This window comes from Streptomyces lasiicapitis (assembly GCF_014646335.1).
In the GTDB taxonomy this organism is placed as follows: domain Bacteria; phylum Actinomycetota; class Actinomycetes; order Streptomycetales; family Streptomycetaceae; genus Streptomyces; species Streptomyces lasiicapitis.
In genome coordinates this window covers 224,625-242,358 of sequence record NZ_BMNG01000006.1, presented here as the reverse complement: position 1 = coordinate 242,358, position 17,734 = coordinate 224,625, and the positions used below count along the sequence as shown (strand labels likewise).

Sequence of the window (17,734 nt, the reverse complement as noted above, 5' to 3'; positions counted from 1 at the left end):
CGGCCCGCCGCAGGAGAGACGGAGAAGCGCGTGCCGCATACGATGAGCCGCATGGGTGATGTACTGGCCGGATTTCACGCCGCCTGGGAGTTCGAGTCCGACTCCGTGCTCATCCGCTTCGAACGGGGGATCCGTACGCCGAAGCTGTTCCAGGCTCTCGGCGAGCGCCGCATCCCCCATGAGGCGATCGCGGCGGTGACGCTCACACCGGGCAAGCGCGGGACGACCGTTCTGCACGCCGTCCCGAGGCCGGGGGCCGACCCGCTCATGGACGCGGCCGCGGGACAGCTCAAGGACGGCTCGGATCCGTACCGCCTGGTGCTGCCGGCGGAGCGCGAGACGCTCGCCGAGTACTACGCCGACGAGCTGCGCGCCGCGCTCCCCTCGGCCGACCCGGGCCCGGCGGACCGCCATCTGGTGGCCGCGCCCGAGGCGCCGCTGCAGTTCAAGGCGTACGACGGGAAGGTGTCCTTCGACGGCAAGTCGGTGGCCTTCCGGTGGTTCTGGACGGGGGCCTCGTCGGCCAAGTGGAAGGCCGGTGACCAGAGTTTCCTGGTCACCGACCTGAGCGGGGTCGAGTGGCGCTCGCCGGAGGTCTTCGAGGGCCATCTGCGGCTGCTGCGCCGTGAGTCACCGGTCGCGCAGCCCGCGCAGGCGGACCAGGACCCGGCGGCCGTCGTGTTCGGCCTCGGCTACGGCCCGGTGCACGAGTCACTGCCCTTCGCCGCTTCTGTCCTTGCGGCGGTACGGGCTTCTGGGCCCGCGCCCGCTGTGATTCCCGCCGCGGCGCCGACCGTACGGCGCGATCCCGCCGACATCGCCGATCGGATCCGGCACCTGGGTGAGTTGCACCAGGCGGGCCTGCTGACGGACGACGAGTTCACGGCCAAGAAGGCGGAGCTGCTCGCTGAGCTCTGACTCAGCCTGCGGCCGCAGGACGGTCGGAGTAGATGTCGATCTTGTGGTCGAGGACGGCCAGCGTGTCCTGGAGTTCCGCGATCCGGGCCCGGACGTCGTTGCGGGTCTGTTCGAGCAGGTCCCGGCGGCGCGCGAAGGTGTGGTCGCCCTCGCGGACCAGCTCGGCGTAGCGCACCATGTCCGCGACCGGCATGCCGGTCAGGCGCAGCTTGCCGACGAGGGTCAGCCAGTCCAGGTCCCGGTTGCGGTAGCGGCGCTGGCCGGTGTGGGAGCGGTCGACGTGCGGCATCAGGCCGATCCGCTCGTACCAGCGCAGGGTGTGCGCGGTCAGGCCGGTCACGGCGACGACCTCGCTGATCGTGTAGTGGTCCTGGCCCTCGGGGCGCGGGTGCGGGGGCGGGGGCGCGGCGCAGACCTCGGGCGCGGCCGGGTCCGCCCGGTCTCGGGTGGGTGCGGGGGTGGTCTCCATCACCGTCATGGTCCCCACGCTAGAACCTTGGAGTGCACTCCAAGCAAGGGAAATCCGCAGGACGGCGCCCGGGTGCGGTGGCTACCGTGCCGCCATGAGTCTTGTACGCCGCGCCGAACCCGCCGACGCCGAGGAAGTCATACGCCTCCGCCAGGTCATGATCGACTCCGTGTTCACGCTGGACGGGACGCTTCCCACCACGTCCGTCACCGACTGGCACGCCGAGTCCGTCCCCACCGTGCGCGAGCACCTCGCCGACGCCGACGGCACCTTCACCGCGTTCGTCGTCGACCACCCCGAGCGGCCCGGCGGCCTCGCCGCGCTCGCCGCGGGCACCCTGGAGTACCGCATCGGGCGCGCGGGCAATCCGCACGGCGTCGCGGGCTACGTCTTCAGCGTCGCCACCGACCCGGACATGCGCCGCCGGGGCTTCTCGCGGGCCTGTGTGGAGGCGCTGATCGACTGGTTCCGCGAGCGGGGCGCCGGGCAGGTGGACCTCACCGCGTCGTCCGAGGCCGAGCCGCTGTACGCCGCGCTCGGCTTCGTCCGCAAGCCCGACCCCTACATGCAGCTGAAACTGTAGGACGCTTAGTCTCGTACGCATGCAGAGCCTGGCACTGATCGAGAACTGGCCCGTCCCGACCGCGGCCGCCGCCGTCGTCCGCGCGGACGGCACGGTGGCCGGGAGCCGCGGGCCCACCGGGCACCGCTTCGCGCTCGCCTCGGTCACCAAGCCCCTCGCGGCGTACGCGGCGCTCGTCGCGTACGAGGAGGGGGCGATCGAGCTGGACGAGCCCGCGGGGCCCGAGGGGTCGACCGTGCGGCATCTGCTCGCGCACACCAGTGGGCTCGCGTTCGACGAGCATCAGGTGATGGCGGCGCCGGGGACGCGACGGCTGTACTCCAACGCCGGGTTCGAGGTGCTTGGCGACCACATCGCCAAGGCGACCGAGATTCCCTTCGCGGACTATTTGCGGCAGGCCGTGCTCGAACCGCTGGGGATGAACTCGACGTTCCTCGACGGCGGGGCATCGCCCGCGAAGGACGGGGTTTCGACCGTGGACGATCTCGTGCGGTTCGCCGCCGAGGTGCAGCAGCCGCGGCTCCTTGACGCGCGGACCGTCGCGGCCGCGATGTCCGTGACGTACCCCGGGCTCAAGGGAGTGCTTCCTGGGTACGGACATCAGAACCCCAACGACTGGGGGCTCGGGTTCGAGATCCGGGACGGCAAGTCGCCGCACTGGACGGGGAGTTCGTCCTCGCCGCGGACCTTCGGGCACTTCGGGCAGGCGGGAACGTTTCTGTGGGTCGACCCGGACGCGGGGGCGGCGTGCGTGGCCCTGACGGACCGGGCGTTCGGACCGTGGGCCACGGAGGTCTGGCCCACGTTCACCGACGCGGTGCTCGCCGAGCTGTAGCCCGGCCGGGCCCTACCCCATCTCCCACACCAGCACTTCCGCCCTCCCCCCGTACGACACCACGTCCAACCCCCGCTCCCCCGTGAGCCGGGCCGAGTCACCGGGGCCCAACTCCTCGTCCGCCAGGGCCACTTCGCCGTCGACCACGTGGACGTAGACCGCGGGGGCGTCGGGGAGAGCCGTGCGTTCGCCGGGGGCCAGGCGGCGTACGTGGAGGAGGGCGGCCGCGGCGGGGACGGCGTAGGGGGTGGAGTCGGCGATGCCGCGGACGATGTCGTACGACGGGGTGCCGCCGGGCTCCAGCGGGGCCAGCCACATCTGGAGGAAGGCCAGGGGCTCGGGGCCCGCGTTGCGCTCGATGTGCCGGACGCCGGCGCCCGCGCTGAGGTGCTGGACGTCGCCGGGGCGGATCACCGACTCGTGGCCCGCGGAGTCGCGGTGGGTGAGCTCGCCGGTGACGACCCAGGTGACGATCTCCGTGTGGCTGTGCGGGTGTTCGTCGAAGCCGGCGCCCGGCCCGAGATGCTCCTCGTTGCAGGCGAGCAGCGCGCCGAAGCGGAGGTTGTGGGGCTCGTAGTAGGGCCCGAAGGAGAAGGCGTGGAAGGAGTCGATCCCCGCCATGGGGTCGCCCCCGGGATACCGCTCGCCGGAGCGCCGTACATCAATCACGTGCCCACGGTAGCCCCGGCACCGCACGCCGCCTTCCCGATAAGGCAGTCTTGTCCCCGTGCCCGAACCCTCAGCGAACGAAGCCCACCAGGGCGCCGGCCCCGACGCCCGGCGCGGCGCCCGCGCCCACGCGCACGCCGCGACCCTGAAGCGCCTGGAGAAGTCGTCCGGCAGTCTCGCTGCGCAGGCGATCGCGCGCATGGACGAGACGCTGTCCTGGTACCGGGCCATGCCACCGGAGAACCGCTCCTGGATCGGTCTGGTCGCGCAGGCCGGCATCGCCGCGTTCACCGAGTGGTTCCGGCACCCCGACGCCCCCCAGGCGATCTCGACGGACGTGTTCGGCACCGCGCCGCGCGAGCTGACCCGGGCGATCACGCTGCGCCAGACCGTGGAGATGGTGCGGACCACCATCGAGGTGATGGAGTCCGCGATCGACGAGGTGGCGGCGCCCGGCGACGAGGGCGTGCTGCGCGAGGCCCTGCTCGTCTACGCCCGCGAGATCGCCTTCGCCACCGCGCAGGTGTACGCACAGGCCGCCGAGGCACGCGGTGCCTGGGACGCGCGCCTGGAGTCGCTCGTGGTGAACGCGGTGCTCTCCGGGGAGGCCGATGAGGGCGCCGTCTCCCGTGCCGCGGCCCTTGGCTGGAACTCGCCGGACCATGTGTGCGTGGTGCTCGGCACCGCGCCGGACGGGGACAGCGAGCTCACCGTGGAGGCCATCCGCCGGGCCGCCCGGCACGCGAAGCTCCAGGTCCTCACCGGTGTGCTCGGTACCCGCCTGGTCGTCATCGCGGGCGGCAACGACAACCCGCTGGCCGTGGCCAAGGCGTTGATCGGCCCGTACGCGGCCGGTCCCGTCGTGGCCGGACCCATCGTGCCCGACCTGCTCGCCGCCACCCGCTCCGCGCAGGCCGCCGCCGCGGGACTGAAGGCCTGCAGTGCCTGGCAGGACGCGCCGCGTCCCGTCCTCGCGGACGATCTGCTGCCGGAGCGCGCGATGGCGGGCGATCCGGCGGCGCGCGAACAACTGGTGGAGGAGATCTACAGACCGCTCGAAGAGGCCGGTTCCGCGCTCCTGGAGACCCTCAGCGTCTACCTGGAACAGGCGAGCAGCCTGGAGGGCGCCGCACGGATGCTGTTCGTGCACCCCAACACCGTGCGCTACCGGCTTCGACGTGTGACTGACGTCACCGGCTGGTCCCCCTCGGACGTACGCTCGGCGTTCACGCTGCGCATCGCGCTGATCCTGGGACGTCTCGCAGACGGTGATCCCCAGGTCTGAGGCTTTGTCGGGGCCCTACAATTCCCCCAGCGGTTCTTCGTCCCTGTCCCCACGGGCGGTTCGTACTGTCCACAAGAGAGAGTGTGAGTGTGCTCGTACTCGTCGCTCCCGGCCAAGGCGCTCAGACGCCCGGCTTCCTCACCCCCTGGCTCGACCTCCCCGGTACTGCCGACCGCCTCGCCGCCTGGTCGGACGCCATCGGTCTCGACCTCGCCCACTACGGAACGCAGGCGGACGAGGACGCGATCCGTGACACCGCCGTGGCGCAGCCGCTGCTCGTCGCGGCCGGGCTGCTCTCCGCGCAGGCACTGGGTGACATCACCCCGGGCGCCGTCGCGGGCCACAGCGTGGGTGAGATCACCGCCGCCGCGTACGCGGGAGTGCTGTCCGAGGACGACGCGCTGCGTTTCGTACGCAAGCGGGGCCTGGCCATGGCCGACGCCGCGGCCGTGACGGAGACCGGCATGGCGGCGCTGCTCGGCGGCGACCCCGACGTCACCGTCGCGCACCTGGAGAAGCTCGGCCTGACCCCGGCGAACGTGAACGGCGCGGGCCAGATCGTGGCCGCCGGCACCCTGGAGCAGCTGGCCGCGCTCGCCGAGGACAAGCCGGAGGGCGTCCGCAAGGTCGTGGCCCTGAAGGTCGCGGGCGCGTTCCACACGCACCACATGGCACCCGCGGTCACCGTGCTCGAGGAGGCCGCCAAGGACCTCGTCGTCGCGGACCCGCGCCTTACGTACCTCTCGAACGGCGACGGCAAGGTCGTCACGGAGGGCTCCGACGTCGTGGCCCGCCTGGTCGGCCAGGTCGCCAACCCGGTGCGCTGGGACCTGTGCATGGACACGTTCCGGGAGCTCGGGGCCACGGCTCTGATCGAGGTGTGCCCCGGCGGCACGCTGACCGGTATCGCCAAGCGCGCCCTCAAGGGCGTGCGGACCCTGGCCGTGAAGACGCCCGACGACCTCGACGCCGCCCGCGTGCTCATCGCCGAGACCGCCGAGAGCGCAGCGGCGGACGCCGCGGCCGCGACGGACGCCTGAGAAGGAGCTGGAGAGCATGGCGAAGATCAAGCCGAGTCAGGGCGCCGCGTACGCGCGCATCATGGGCGTCGGCGGCTACCGCCCGACCCGCGTGGTGCCCAACGAGGTGATCCTCGAGAAGATCGACTCGTCCGACGAGTGGATCCGCTCCCGCTCCGGCATCTCGACCCGCCACTGGGCCTCCCCCGAGGAGACCGTGTCGGCGATGTCCGTCGAGGCGGCCGGCAAGGCGATCGCCGACTCGGGCATCCGCGCCGAGCAGATCGGCGCCGTGATCGTGTCCACGGTGTCGCACTTCAAGCAGACCCCGGCCATCGCCACGGAGATCGCGGACAAGCTCGGCACGGGCCGTCCCGCCGCGTTCGACATCTCCGCGGGCTGCGCGGGCTTCGGCTACGGCCTGACCCTCGCCAAGGGCATGGTCATCGACGGCTCCGCCGAGTACGCGCTGGTCATCGGCGTGGAGCGGCTCAGTGACCTGACCGACTTCGAGGACCGCTCGACGGCGTTCCTGTTCGGTGACGGCGCGGGCGCCGTCGTCGTCGGCCCCGCCAAGGAGCCGGCCATCGGCCCCACGGTGTGGGGTTCCGAGGGCGACAAGTCCGAAACGATCAAGCAGACCGACTCGTGGGAGGCCTACCGCAACGGCCGCCCCGAGAAGTTCCCTGCGCTGACGCAGGAAGGCCAGGCGGTGTTCCGCTGGGCCGTGTTCGAGATGGCGAAGGTCGCCCAGCAGGCGCTGGACGCGGCCGGAATCACCGCGGACGAACTGGACGTCTTCATTCCGCACCAGGCCAACATGCGGATCATCGACTCGATGGTGAAGACTTTGAAGCTGCCGGAGCACGTCACGGTCGCCCGTGACGTGGAGACCACCGGCAACACGTCGGCCGCCTCGATCCCGCTCGCGATGGAGCGGCTCCTGGCGACCGGTGAGGCGAAGAGCGGCGACACCGCGCTCGTCATCGGCTTCGGGGCGGGTCTCGTGTACGCCGCCACGGTCGTTACCCTCCCCTAGGCACCCGCAGCGGATCTTCGGATCCACGCGGATGCCGTCACACCCTCTGGATACATACGAAGGAGCGCCCCATGGCCGCCACTGAGAAGGAGATCGTCGACGGTCTCGCCGAGATCGTCAACGAGATCGCCGGCATCCCGGTCGAGGACGTCCAGCTGGACAAGTCCTTCACCGACGACCTGGACGTCGACTCGCTGTCCATGGTCGAGGTCGTCGTCGCCGCCGAAGAGCGCTTCGACGTCAAGATCCCGGACGACGACGTCAAGGACCTGAAGACCGTCGGCGACGCGACGAAGTACATCCTCGAGCACCAGGCCTGACAACAGGTCCGGGCCTGACGACCGCAGGCCCGTGCCGGCCGGGGCTCATGCCAGCCGCCACCCGGCGGTGGCGCCGCCGCATCCGCATCTGAACCAAATCGTGGAGAGAGAAATCCAGTGAACTCGACCAATCGCACCGTGGTCGTCACCGGTATCGGCGCAACCACACCGCTGGGTGGCGACGCGGCATCGACCTGGGAGGGTCTGCTCGCAGGCCGTTCCGGGATCAGCCTCATCGAGGAGGACTGGGCAGCCGAGCTGCCCGTCCGCATCGCCGGCCGCATCGCCGTCGAACCGACGGAGACCATCCCGCGCCCGCAGGCCCGCAAGCTCGACCGCTCGGCGCAGTTCGCGCTGGTCGCGGCCCAGGAGGCCTGGCAGGACGCGGGCTTCACCGGCAGGGCCGGCGAAGAAGCGGCCGTGGACCCCGACCGTCTGGGCGCGGTCGTCGCCTCCGGCATCGGCGGCGTCACGACCCTCCTCGACCAGTACGACGTACTGAAGGAGAAGGGCGTACGCCGCGTCTCCCCGCACACGGTCCCGATGCTGATGCCCAACTCGCCCGCGGCGAACGTCGGCATCGCCCTCGGCGCCCGCGCCGGGGTGCACACGCCGGTCTCGGCGTGCGCGTCGGGCGCGGAGGCCATCGGCTACGCGATCGAGATGATCCGCACCGGCCGCGCCGACATCGTGGTCGCCGGCGGCACGGAGGCGGCCATCCACCCGCTGCCGATCGTCGCGTTCGGCAACATGATGGCGATGTCGAAGAACAACGACGACCCGCAGGGCGCCTCGCGGCCCTACGACCGCGACCGCAACGGCTTCGTGCTCGGCGAGGGCGCGGGCGTGGTGGTCCTGGAGTCCGAGGAGCACGCCAAGGCCCGCGGCGCCAAGATCTACGCGGAGGCGATCGGCCAGGGCATCTCGGCCGACGCGCACCACATCACGCAGCCCGAGCCGTCCGGCAACGGCATCGCGAAGGCGCTGCAGAACCTGATCGACAACACCGGCCTGAAGCCCGCCGAGATCGCGCACATCAACGCGCACGCGACCTCGACGCCGCAGGGCGACATCGGTGAGATCAAGGCGCTGCGCCAGGCGTTCGGCGACGACGTCGACCACATGGCGATCGCCTCGACGAAGTCGATGACCGGTCATCTGCTCGGTGGCGCGGGTGGCGTGGAGACCGTCGCGACGGTCCTCGCGCTGAAGAACCGCATCGCCCCGCCGACGATCAACATCGACAATCTCGACCCCGAGGTCGACGCGGACATCATCCGCGGCGAGGCCCGCCCGCTGCCCGAGGGCACGATCGCGGCCCTCAACGACTCGTTCGGCTTCGGCGGCCACAACGTGGTGCTCGCCTTCCGCACGGTCTGAACACACCGCTGACGGTAGTTACGTCGAAGGCCCACCCGGCAGGTCCGGGTGGGCCTTCGACGTAACTACTCTCAGACGACTTGGTGCAGCCAGCGCACAGGCGCGCCCTCGCCCGCGTACCGGAACGGCTCCAGCTCGTCGTCCCAGGGCTTGCCGAGGAGCTTGGCGATCTCGGCCTCCAGGTCGCTCTCGCCGCGCTGGGAGCGGGCGAGGGCGGCGCGGAGCCGGTCCTCCGGGATCAGGATGTCGCCGTGGACGCCGGTGACGGCGTGGAAGATGCCGAGCTGGGGCGTGGCGCTGTACCGCTCGCCCTCGACGGCACCGGACGGCTCGGCCGTGACCTCGAAGCGCAGCAGATCCCAGCCGCGCAGCGCGGAGGCGAGTTTGGAGGCGGTGCCGGCCGAGCCCTGCCAGGAGAACTCGGATCTCCAGGTGCCGGGCGCCGCGGGCTGTCGGATCCAGTCGAGGCTGACGCGTGCGCCGAGCACGCCCGCGACCGCCCACTCGACGTGCGGGCACAGCGCGCGCGGTGCGGAGTGCACGTACAGAACTCCACGTGTCGTCACCGGGACCTCCAGTGTGGGACGAGGTACGCCTTCCCCAGCGGCCTCGCGCCCGTGCCGAGCGATACTCCCCGAATTCCATGAAAACGGGAAAAGTCAAGAAAAGGGGACAGATGTGACGTGATGTAATTTAGCGGAACCGAGAAGAGCGGGTGCCACTGGGTGGCGAGGCTACCGTGCGGCGAGGCAAGGAGTGTGACGTACCGTCGGTCCGCATGCCGGGAAACTCCGAGGTTTCACTCGCTGGGAGGCGCGGAAACCCCCGGCTGGGTGCCTGCGGGCAGCCGGGCGGCCGCAGACGGGACAAATCCGTACTCGGCAGCACGCAACCCACGGGGCCCGTACGACGTCACGTTGGACGACAGAGGGGACGAGGATGCGCAACTCAAGGCACCGCGCACGGGCCGCCGTCGCCCTCGCGACGGCGGCTCTCACCGGCCTGGCCACGCTCACGGCGTGCGACGCGTCCGGCGGCGACTCCCCGGCGCCGAACGGACCGAAGGCCCAGGACAGAGCGGCGCCCAAGCCGGCCCCCGTCTGGGACACGAGCCCGCGTTCCCTCGCCGCCGTCGGCGACTCCATCACGCGCGGCTTCGACGCCTGCTCGGTGCTCTCCGACTGCCCCGAGGCGTCCTGGGCCACCGGCAGCGACGACGGTGTGCGCAGCCTCGCGCAGCGGCTGCTCGGCAAGCAGCGGGCGACGACGCACAGTTGGAACTACGCGAAGACCGGCGCCCGGATGTCCGACCTGCCGGAGCAGATGTCACGGGCCGCGGCGCGCGGGCCCGAGCTGGTGACGGTGATGGCCGGCGCCAATGACGCCTGCCGCTCGTCGGCCGACGAGATGACGTCCGTCTCCGAGTTCCGCGCCGACTTCGAGGACGCGCTGCGGGTCCTCCGGCGCTCCCAGCCCAAGGCGCAGGTGTACGTGGCGAGCGTGCCGGACCTGAAGCGGCTCTGGTCCACGGGGCGCACCAACCAGTTGGGCAAGCAGGTGTGGAAGCTGGGCATCTGCAAGTCGATGCTGGCCGACGCGGACAGCATGGACCGGGCCGCCACCGACCGGCGCCAGTCGGTGCAGGACCGCGTGGTGGCGTACAACAAGGTGCTCAAGGACGTCTGCGCGAAGGATCAGCGCTGCCGGTACGACGGCGGGGCCGTCTTCGGCTTCCACTTCGACGGGGACCAGTTGAGCCACTGGGACTGGTTCCACCCCAGCAAGGACGGGCAGTCGCGCCTCGCCGAGATGGCCCACCGGGGGATCACGGCCGACCGGCCGGGCAGGTAGCCACCACCTCCACCTCGATCAGGGCCTCGGGCCTGAAGAGCCGGGGCACCGACACCGTCGTGCTCGTGGGCGGTGTGCCGGTGAGGTAGGTGCGGCGGACGGCGGCGTAGCCGGGCAGGTCGTCCATGTCCGTCAGGAACGTGCGGATGTTGATGATGTCGGCGAGGGTCGCGCCGTGTGCTTCGAGGAGCGCGGTCAGGGTGGCGAAGACGCCGTGGCTCTGCGCGGTGATGTCCGCGCCGTCGGCGATCTGCCCGGACAGGTACAACAGGGCGCCTCCGTCGGCGAGTTGGACGCGGGCGACCTGGGAGTAGGGGCCCAGGGGCTGCGGTGCGCCGGCGGGGTTGTCGAGGGTGGTGCGCATGGGGGCGGTGCTCCGGTTCCTTGTGGGGTGACGTACAGGGGTGACGTACAGGGGTGGCGGCTAGGCGGTGCGGTTGCGGGTGGTGCGGATGTGAGGGACGGCTCGGGCGATGTCCTCGTGGGCGGTGGCCGGGTCCGCCGCCGCGGCCTCGTAGTGGGCGCGGACCGCCTCCATCGCGGGCAGTCGCGCCGCGTCCGTGGCCAGCGCCACGTCCTTCACCGCGAGGTCGTTGCCGAAGTGCACGTCGTCGGCGAAGGCGCGGGCGACGGCGCCCGCGAGCGGGCCGCGGGCCAGGGCGCCGCGCGCCACCTGTTCGTCCAGGCCGAGCGCGTCGGCCAGGGCCATCGCCTCCGCGACCAGCGCGACCCCGCCGAGCACGGCGGTGTTCACGACGACCTTGAGTGCGGCGCCGGAGCCGAGCGGGCCGGTGCGGGTCACGGTGCCGAGGGAGGCGAGCAGGGGCTCGACGACGGCGGCGTCCCCGCCCGCGAGGATGCCGAGCTCCCCCGCTGCGGCCTTGTCCGTGCTGCCCATGACGGGCGCGTCGACGAGCGTGACGCCGTCCGGCATCCGCTCCCCCAACTCCCGTACCGCGTCCGGGCCGACGGTCGACATCTCCACCCAGGTGACGCCCGCCCGCAGGCCCGGCACGATCGCGTCGGCGACGCGGCCGAGCGCCTCGGGGCCCGCCAGCATCGTGAGGACCACGTCGGCCTCGCGCACCGCGTCCGCGGGCGTGGCGGCGAGCCGCGCGCCCGCCGCGACGAGGGGTTCGGCCTTGGCGGCGGTGCGGTTCCACACGGTCAGCGGGTGCCCGGCGGCCAGCAGCCGGTGGGCCATCGGGGCACCCATGTGCCCGAGCCCGAGAAACGCGACCCGCTGGTGGGGGCGGTGTCCCGTGGTGTGTGCGTCGCGCTGTTCCTTGTTCCGGTGCATGCGTACGACGCTAGGCCCGGCCAGGTGATGCGACAAGCGAATGTCTAGCATGTCAGCCATGCGGGATCCACATGAGTCACGTGATGAGCCGAGTGACGAGTCGAGTGATGTGTCCACGGTCTGGCTGCGCGCGTTCACGGAGGTGGCCCGGCACGGCTCCTTCACCGTGGCCGCGCGCCGCCTGGGCTGGACGCAGTCCGCCGTGTCCCGTCAGATCGCCTCCCTGGAGGCCGCGCTCGGCGGCGCGCCCCTCTTCGACCGGCTGCCACGCGGCGTACGCCTCACCGCGCACGGCCGGGCCGCGCTGCCGTACACGGAGGCGGCACTCGACCAACTCACGCGGATGCGGCGGGAGTTGACGGACCTGGACGGCGCGGCGGGCGGGCTGCTGCGGTTCGGGGCGTTCGCGACGGCGGACGCGGCCCTTGTGCCGCGGGCGATCGCCGCCTTCCGCGCCCGCCACCCCGGGGTCGCCCTCGCGCGCGAGGAGGGCTTCACACGGCCGCTGCTCGGCCGCCTCTTGGAGGGCGATCTCGATCTCGCGGTGGTGTCGACGACGGGCGGCCCGCTGCCCGAGGACGGCTGCGAACTGCACCATCTCCTCGATGAGAAGCTGTACGTGGCGGTGCCCGCGGACCACCCCCTGGCGGACGAGCCCCGCGTCGGCATGCGCCAACTCGCCGACGAGGACTGGGTGTCCGGCAGCCCCGAGCCCGCCGGCACCCTCCTCGACGCGGCGCTGCGCCACGGCTTCCGGCCCCGGATCGCGCATGTGGTGGGCGAGTGGACCGCCAAGCAGGGGTACGTGGCCGCGGGCCTCGGCGTGACCCTGGTCCCGGCGCTCGCGGCGCAGGGGGTGCGGCCGGACATCGCCCTGGTGCCGGTGACGGACGAGGGCGCGCGGGCGGTGTACGCGGCGACCGCGCGAGGGCGGGCGCGGGTGCCGAGCGCGGAGCCGTTCATCGCCGCGCTGCGGGAGTCGGCGCGGCTGGTGGACCGGCATCCGAAGCACCGCCCCCCGTAGCGCTCGCCTCCCCTGTCCCGCGATACTTCCGCCATCTCACCTGCAACGGAAGGACTCTCGTGGCTCCCTCTCTCACCCCCGCGATACTCGGGCGGCGGCTCGGCGTGGTCGGTGTCGCGCTGCTGCTCGGTGTCTCCGCGTCGCCCGCCACGGCCGACTCCGCCGCCGAATCCGGTTCCGGCTCCGGTTCTTCGGGGGCGCCCACCGTCGAGGAGCAGCGGCTCGACCGGGCCGTGCCGCAAGAAATCCTGCGGCGCAGCGGGTTCGACGGCGTGGCGCCCGGTTTCGCGCGGGATCTCGGCCGGGTCCGCTCGTACAAGGAGGCCGAGCGTCTCGTCGTACGCCAGGGGCAGTCGTTGTGGCGGCGGGCGGTGGAGCGGGCGCAGGGGCGCGGGCCGCAGAAAAAAGAAGGGCGCGAAGCGCTTCCTTGGAAGGGTGGTGGCGGGCGACGGGCGGGCGACTTGAGCCGCGATGACGACCGGCCGTTGTACTGGGCGCGGCTCGGGATGACGCGGGCGCTGCGGGCCTGGGAGCCGCGCGGGTTCGAGCTCGGGGACGAGCGGCGGCAGCGGCTGCTCGGCTCTCTGGAGACCACGTCCCGCGGGCAGGACACGATCCGCTACCCCAAGGGTCAGCGGATCAAGCGGGTCCTCGTCACCGGCTTCGACCCCTTCACGCTGGACCGCGACACCCGCATCAGCAACCCGTCCGGTGCCACCGCGCTCGCCCTCGACGGCACCGTCGTACGCACCGCCGCCGGGCCCGTGCGCATCGAGACCGCCATGTTCCCGGTGCGCTGGACGGACTTCGCCGAGGGTGAGGTGGAGCGGACGCTGCGGCGGCAGTTGCCGCGCGTCGACCTGTTCACGACCGTGAGCCAGGGCCGGGTCGGGAAGTTCGACATCGAGCGGACCAACGGGGCCTGGCGCGGCGGGTTCGGGGACAACGAGAACCTGTCGAGCACCGGCGTCGTCCCGGTCGCCGACCCGGCCTCGCAGCCGCAGTGGACGACGACCACGCTGCCGTACAAGGACATCGTCGCCGCCGACACCGGGCGCTTTCCCGTGTACGACAACACGGCCGTGACCGAGATCCCGGCGGGCGGGACCACGCCGGTGCAGCGGCCGGACGGGCCGACGCCGGGGTCGGCGGCCCGCGCGGGCGGCGGCGGTGACTATCTGTCCAACGAGATCGCCTACCGGGCGACGCTGCTGCGCGACCGCCTCGGGCTGCGCGGTCTGCCGGGCGGCCATGTGCACACGCCGGTGCTGCAGTTCGGCGCCGGGAACACCGACCCGGCGACGGGGAAGGTCACCGACGAGGAGTTCGTGCGCAACCGGGTCGACATCATCGCGCAGGTGCGGAAGATCGTGGTGACGGGCGTGGAGGCCGCCGAGGCTAACGGGCGGTAGGCGCGCCGTCCGGCCGGGGAGCCCCGCCCGCGGCGTTCGCGCCGCCGTCGGGGTCTCCGGCGTCCTCGTCGTCGTCATCGGTGGCCTCGGTGTCCTCGCCCATGAGGTCACGCGCCATCAGCGTCGCCCCCGCCACCGCGCCCGGCATCAGGAACACCGCGACGAACGGCACCAGGAAGGCCACCGCGAGCGGGGCACCGAAGCCCCACGCCAGGGACTTGCGGGCCCTGAGCAGGACCAGGCGGTCGCGCAGCCGCACGCCGCGGCGCTGCAGCGCGACCGCCGTCAGCTCCTCGACGAGGAAGAAGCCCGTGACGAAGAAGCCGAGCACGGGGATCACGGTCTGGCCGACGACCGGGATGAAGCCGAGGCCGAAGAGCAGCACGCCCCACAGCGCGGCCCGCACGACGATGCGCAGGCTGTCGCGTACGGAGATCAGCAGTTCGCGCCAGAGCGGCAGGCCCGACTCGGGGGCGAAGCCCGCCACGGAGAGGTCGACCTGCTCGGACAGCGACTCGTAGAAGGGTTCGCCGATCACGAGCGTCACCGCGGTGAAGGTCACCACGGACAGGAGCAGGGCGAGGGCGAAGAGCAGCACCGTCAGGAAGCCGCGGAGCAGGCCCGGCCACGGGTCGGACCAGTCGTCGGCGAACGGCGTCGCCCAGGAGACCAGGTCGGTGCCCCACAGCGCGAGCGAGACGAGTGCCGCCGCGTACAGGACGAGGGTGATGAGTCCCGGAAGCAGCCCCCATCCGAACTGCTTGCCGTGCTGGGAGACCCAGCGCTGTCCCTTCACCAGATAGCCGAAGCCCCGTCCCAGTTCACGCATGCGGCACACCTTATCCGGCCGGGGGCGGCGCCTTGTCCGGCCGGGGCGGGGGCCCGGGACCGGTGCGGGCGGGGTGGCTGTTTCGTGAATACCCCCTTGTTGCGCGCGATTTCACCCTGTAGACCTCCCCTACTGATCTCTCGACTGATCTCTCGGGTCGGTGAACGGCCCACGCTTCGGAGGTACGTATGGGGATATCCCGCCCATCAAGACCCGTGCTCCTGACCGCATCGGCCGCCGCGGGCACGCTCCTGTTCACCGTGCTCACCCCCGGCGGCGCGAGCGCCGATCCCGCGCCGCGCCCGGTGATCCGCGACGAGGCCCCGCTGGACTCGCCCGACCGGGCCGCGCGGGCCCCGGAGAGCGCCGCGGACCGCGCCCTCGACGCCGGTTCGGGCGCCGCCCGCGCCGGCAAGGGCCGCGGCTACCCGCGCGAGCAGCACCTGGACGCGGTCCCGAAGAACCCGGCCGACAAGTCCATCAAGCTGGGCCTGACCCCGTACCACGCCATCGCGCCCCGCCTGAACAAGGTCCAGGGTGTCGGCGACCGGGTCAGCGTGGAGATAGCCGGGCGGTCGGCCGGAGGCCACGACCTGTATCTGGTGACGGTCACCGCGCCCGAGTCGGCGCGCGAGGCCGCCCGGCAGGAGAGGATGCGCGAGCGCATCGAGAACGCGCCCAAGGCCGCCGCCGAGGACAAGGCCCTCAAGTCCGCCTACAAGACGCCGGTGTTCATCAACAACAACATCCACGGCAACGAGTGGGAGGGCACCGACGCGGCCCTGCAGCTCATCGAGAAGCTGGCGAAGGCGAAGGACGCGAAGACGCGGAAGCTGCTCGCCCACAACCGCCTCTACTTCAACGTCACGATGAACCCCGACGGGCGCATCGCGGGCACCCGCCAGAACGCCAACGGCTTCGACCTGAACCGGGACTTCATCACCGCCTCGCAGCCCGAAGCACGCGCGGTGCGGCGGATCGCCATCGACAAGCAGCCCGCGATGATGATCGACCTGCACGGCTATGTGAACGGCACGCTGATCGAGCCGACCACGCCGCCGCACGGCGAGAACTACGAGTACGACCTGTTCCTGAAGAACAGCTACGCCAACGCCCTCGGCATGGAGAAGGCCGTCAACGGCCTCGGCTACACCGAGGCGAAGGACGGCGTGCAGCCCGCGATCATCCCCTTCCGCGACCAGGAGGAGGGCTGGGACGACTGGCCGCCGATCTTCACCCCGCAGTACATGCCGTTCCACGGCGCGGTCGCGGCGCACACCATCGAGTTCCCGATGCAGGTCAACAACGAGGAGTACGACTCCCAGCCGGTCGCCGAGCTGCGCCGCCGCTCCGCCATCAACACGGACATCGCGGGCGCGGCCATGTCGGCGACCCTGGACTACGCGGCGAAGCACCGGCGTTCGCTGATCGCCGACCAGATCGAGGTGTTCCGGCGCGGGGCCGCGGGCGCGAAGCAGGTGGAGATCTCCGAGCAGACCGTGCCGGGCGTCCCCGGCATCGGCCCGGAGGACGTCTACACCGCCAAGTTCCCGCGTGCGTACGTGATTCCGGCGGGCAAGCGGCAGCGCTCCGCCGCCGCGTCCGCCCGTCTCGTCGACCATCTCCTCGCCAACGACGTCCGGGTGCGGCGCGCCACGCGGGACTTCCGTCTGGGCGGTACCTCGTACGAGAAGGGGTCGTACGTCGTCGACATGCGTCAGCCCAAGCGGGGCATCGCGAATGTGATCCTCGCGGACGGGCGGGACATCAGCGACAAGGTGTCGGCGATGTACGACATCTCGGGCTGGAGCCTCGGGCGGCTGTGGGGCGCTTCCGTCGCCGCCGCGAAGAACGGGAGCCCGGCCGGGGTTCCGTCGCGGGCCGTGTCCGCCGCCGCGCGGGTCGGGTATGTGGCGCCGCGCGGGGATCTGCGGCTGCGGCTCGACGATCCGCGGGAGATCGCCGCTCTCAACTCCCTTGTACGGGATGGGGTTTCCGTGCGCCGTGCCGCCGACGGCGGCAGCGTGATCGTGCCCGGCTCTGCGCGGCGGGCCGCTTGGGACGCGGCGAAGAAGTACGACGTGGCGTTCTCCGCCACCAAGGCGCGGGGCAAGGACGTCGTGCGGCGCACGCGGGTCGCCGCGGCCGTGACGCCCGGCGAGCTGTTCGCGCTGCGGGAGATGAACTTCGACGTGGTGCCGGTGTCGACCGGTGTCCTCAACGACGGGTTCGACTGGCGCGAGGGGGATGTGTTGTTCGTGTCCTCGGGGCTCGACTACGCAGGCCTGAAGGCTCCGGCGAAGAAGCGGCTCGACGCGTTTCTCGCCGGGGGCGGGGGGCTTGTCGGGCGGGGCTCGGGAGGCGCTGCGCTGAACTCGGCGGCGGGGCTGCTTTCCGTGACCGCCGTCGAGGGCAACGGGGATGCCAACGGGGTGGTGCGGGTGCGCAACGCCGGTGGGCCCGTGGCCGGTTCGGGGTCCGGGTACGGCTTCGTCTACGCCCCGATGTGGTTCACCGGCCTCGGCGACGGCGTCCGCGTCGAGCAGGCCTACGCCAACGGCAAGCCGCTGGTCTCCGGCCACTGGCGCGCCGACGCCTCCGGCGCGGGTGGTCCTGCGGACGCCGCCGGTGAGGCGTCCGTGGTGAGCGGGTCCGCGGGCGGGGCCCGCGTGGTCCTCTTCGGCACCGAGCCGTTGTTCCGGGACCACCCGAAGGGAGTGTTCGGGCAGGTGGGGCGGGCGTTGTTCGGGGTGCGGTAGAGGCTGCATAGCTGAACAGTGGTGGGGGAGCGCTCAATGCGC

The 17,734-nt window shown here is 72.0% G+C and carries 18 protein-coding genes; 12 read left to right on the top strand and 6 right to left on the bottom strand.

Translation table 11 applies throughout. The annotated features are described in order from the left end of the window. Nucleotides 1–51 precede the first annotated feature (51 nt). Entirely contained in the window at nt 52–918 is an 867-nt protein-coding gene (locus IEY91_RS15190) for a DUF4429 domain-containing protein (protein WP_229696969.1), read from the top strand. A gap of 1 nt (nt 919) precedes the next feature. Here the strand turns inward: IEY91_RS15190 and IEY91_RS15185 are convergent, their stop codons facing one another. Further along, nucleotides 920–1,396 carry a MerR family transcriptional regulator gene (locus IEY91_RS15185; RefSeq protein ID WP_189174327.1) on the bottom strand — a complete coding sequence of 159 codons (477 nt, stop codon included), beginning with the start codon at nt 1,394–1,396 and terminating at the stop codon, nt 920–922. 85 nt (nt 1,397–1,481) lie between these two features. Between IEY91_RS15185 and IEY91_RS15180 the strand changes: the two genes are divergently transcribed. Next, nucleotides 1,482–1,970 (top strand): GNAT family N-acetyltransferase, encoded by a 489-nt coding sequence (locus tag IEY91_RS15180; RefSeq protein WP_189174326.1) that lies wholly within the window; start codon nt 1,482–1,484, stop codon nt 1,968–1,970. 19 nt (nt 1,971–1,989) lie between these two features. Next, complete coding sequence (locus IEY91_RS15175; protein WP_189174325.1) at nt 1,990–2,805, top strand: serine hydrolase domain-containing protein; 816 nt, start codon at nt 1,990–1,992, stop codon at nt 2,803–2,805. A 12-nt stretch (nt 2,806–2,817) separates the two neighbouring features. On the opposite strand, the gene IEY91_RS15170 is transcribed toward IEY91_RS15175, so the two are convergent. Beyond that, entirely contained in the window at nt 2,818–3,474 is a 657-nt protein-coding gene (locus tag IEY91_RS15170) for a pirin family protein (protein WP_164325407.1), read from the bottom strand. Between the two features lie 58 nt (nt 3,475–3,532). Here IEY91_RS15170 and IEY91_RS15165 point away from each other — a divergent pair, with 58 nt between their 5' ends. The 5 genes from IEY91_RS15165 to fabF all read left to right on the top strand — a co-directional run bounded on the left by IEY91_RS15165 (nt 3,533) and on the right by fabF (nt 8,517). Continuing rightward, nucleotides 3,533–4,759, top strand: a complete 1,227-nt coding sequence (locus IEY91_RS15165; RefSeq protein ID WP_164325405.1) for a PucR family transcriptional regulator — start codon at nt 3,533–3,535, stop codon at nt 4,757–4,759. 89 nt (nt 4,760–4,848) lie between these two features. After that, complete coding sequence (locus tag IEY91_RS15160; RefSeq protein ID WP_189174489.1) at nt 4,849–5,799, top strand: ACP S-malonyltransferase; 951 nt, start codon at nt 4,849–4,851, stop codon at nt 5,797–5,799. 16 nt (nt 5,800–5,815) lie between these two features. Further along, nucleotides 5,816–6,817: a ketoacyl-ACP synthase III gene (locus tag IEY91_RS15155; protein WP_164325403.1), complete on the top strand. Its 1,002-nt coding sequence runs from the start codon at nt 5,816–5,818 to the stop codon at nt 6,815–6,817. A 71-nt stretch (nt 6,818–6,888) separates the two neighbouring features. After that, entirely contained in the window at nt 6,889–7,137 is a 249-nt protein-coding gene (locus IEY91_RS15150) for an acyl carrier protein (RefSeq protein ID WP_164325401.1), read from the top strand. A 117-nt stretch (nt 7,138–7,254) separates the two neighbouring features. Continuing rightward, nucleotides 7,255–8,517: a beta-ketoacyl-ACP synthase II gene (fabF, locus tag IEY91_RS15145; protein WP_164325399.1), complete on the top strand. Its 1,263-nt coding sequence runs from the start codon at nt 7,255–7,257 to the stop codon at nt 8,515–8,517. 71 nt (nt 8,518–8,588) lie between these two features. Here fabF and IEY91_RS15140 read toward each other — a convergent pair whose 3' ends face one another. Then, entirely contained in the window at nt 8,589–9,083 is a 495-nt protein-coding gene (locus tag IEY91_RS15140) for a DUF3145 domain-containing protein (protein ID WP_164325397.1), read from the bottom strand. Between the two features lie 373 nt (nt 9,084–9,456). Here IEY91_RS15140 and IEY91_RS15135 point away from each other — a divergent pair, with 373 nt between their 5' ends. Next, on the top strand, nt 9,457–10,368 hold the full coding sequence (locus IEY91_RS15135) for an SGNH/GDSL hydrolase family protein (RefSeq protein WP_189174324.1): 912 nt from the start codon (nt 9,457–9,459) through the stop codon (nt 10,366–10,368). On the opposite strand, the gene IEY91_RS15130 is transcribed toward IEY91_RS15135, so the two are convergent. After that, nucleotides 10,343–10,732, bottom strand: a complete 390-nt coding sequence (locus IEY91_RS15130; protein WP_189174323.1) for a RidA family protein — start codon at nt 10,730–10,732, stop codon at nt 10,343–10,345. The two genes, IEY91_RS15135 and IEY91_RS15130, sit on opposite strands and share 26 nt — an antisense overlap. Nucleotides 10,733–10,792: 60 nt before the next feature. Beyond that, on the bottom strand, nt 10,793–11,668 hold the full coding sequence (locus tag IEY91_RS15125; protein WP_189174322.1) for an NAD(P)-dependent oxidoreductase: 876 nt from the start codon (nt 11,666–11,668) through the stop codon (nt 10,793–10,795). A gap of 49 nt (nt 11,669–11,717) precedes the next feature. On the opposite strand from IEY91_RS15125, the gene IEY91_RS15120 reads away from it, so the two are divergent. Together IEY91_RS15120 and IEY91_RS15115 are read left to right on the top strand one after the other, a co-directional pair. Continuing rightward, complete coding sequence (locus IEY91_RS15120) at nt 11,718–12,692, top strand: LysR family transcriptional regulator (protein WP_189174321.1); 975 nt, start codon at nt 11,718–11,720, stop codon at nt 12,690–12,692. 59 nt (nt 12,693–12,751) lie between these two features. Then, the gene (locus IEY91_RS15115; RefSeq protein WP_229696968.1) at nt 12,752–14,104 is read left to right on the top strand and encodes a pyroglutamyl-peptidase I; all 1,353 of its coding nucleotides are present in this window, start codon (nt 12,752–12,754) and stop codon (nt 14,102–14,104) included. Here IEY91_RS15115 and IEY91_RS15110 read toward each other — a convergent pair. Further along, nucleotides 14,091–14,933, bottom strand: coding sequence for an EI24 domain-containing protein (locus tag IEY91_RS15110; protein WP_189174320.1), 843 nt, complete (start codon nt 14,931–14,933; stop codon nt 14,091–14,093). The two genes, IEY91_RS15115 and IEY91_RS15110, sit on opposite strands and share 14 nt — an antisense overlap. Before the next feature lie 188 nt (nt 14,934–15,121). On the opposite strand from IEY91_RS15110, the gene IEY91_RS15105 reads away from it, so the two are divergent. Continuing rightward, the gene (locus IEY91_RS15105; protein WP_189174319.1) at nt 15,122–17,692 is read left to right on the top strand and encodes a M14 family zinc carboxypeptidase; all 2,571 of its coding nucleotides are present in this window, start codon (nt 15,122–15,124) and stop codon (nt 17,690–17,692) included. The last annotated feature ends 42 nt before the right edge of the window (nt 17,693–17,734 follow it).

Excerpts from the sequence above, each read along its gene's own strand:
- IEY91_RS15180 (WP_189174326.1), top strand. The coding sequence starts at position 1,482 with ATGAGTCTTGTACGCCGCGCCGAACCCGCCGACGCCGAGGAAGTCATA.
- IEY91_RS15105 (WP_189174319.1), top strand. The coding sequence starts at position 15,122 with ATGGGGATATCCCGCCCATCAAGACCCGTGCTCCTGACCGCATCGGCC.
- IEY91_RS15110 (WP_189174320.1), bottom strand. The coding sequence starts at position 14,933 with ATGCGTGAACTGGGACGGGGCTTCGGCTATCTGGTGAAGGGACAGCGC.
- IEY91_RS15150 (WP_164325401.1), top strand. The coding sequence starts at position 6,889 with ATGGCCGCCACTGAGAAGGAGATCGTCGACGGTCTCGCCGAGATCGTC.
- IEY91_RS15120 (WP_189174321.1), top strand. The coding sequence starts at position 11,718 with ATGTCAGCCATGCGGGATCCACATGAGTCACGTGATGAGCCGAGTGAC.
- IEY91_RS15130 (WP_189174323.1), bottom strand. The coding sequence starts at position 10,732 with ATGCGCACCACCCTCGACAACCCCGCCGGCGCACCGCAGCCCCTGGGC.
- IEY91_RS15155 (WP_164325403.1), top strand. The coding sequence starts at position 5,816 with ATGGCGAAGATCAAGCCGAGTCAGGGCGCCGCGTACGCGCGCATCATG.
- IEY91_RS15175 (WP_189174325.1), top strand. The coding sequence starts at position 1,990 with ATGCAGAGCCTGGCACTGATCGAGAACTGGCCCGTCCCGACCGCGGCC.
- IEY91_RS15190 (WP_229696969.1), top strand. The coding sequence starts at position 52 with ATGGGTGATGTACTGGCCGGATTTCACGCCGCCTGGGAGTTCGAGTCC.
- IEY91_RS15125 (WP_189174322.1), bottom strand. The coding sequence starts at position 11,668 with ATGCACCGGAACAAGGAACAGCGCGACGCACACACCACGGGACACCGC.
- IEY91_RS15185 (WP_189174327.1), bottom strand. The coding sequence starts at position 1,396 with ATGACGGTGATGGAGACCACCCCCGCACCCACCCGAGACCGGGCGGAC.
- IEY91_RS15135 (WP_189174324.1), top strand. The coding sequence starts at position 9,457 with ATGCGCAACTCAAGGCACCGCGCACGGGCCGCCGTCGCCCTCGCGACG.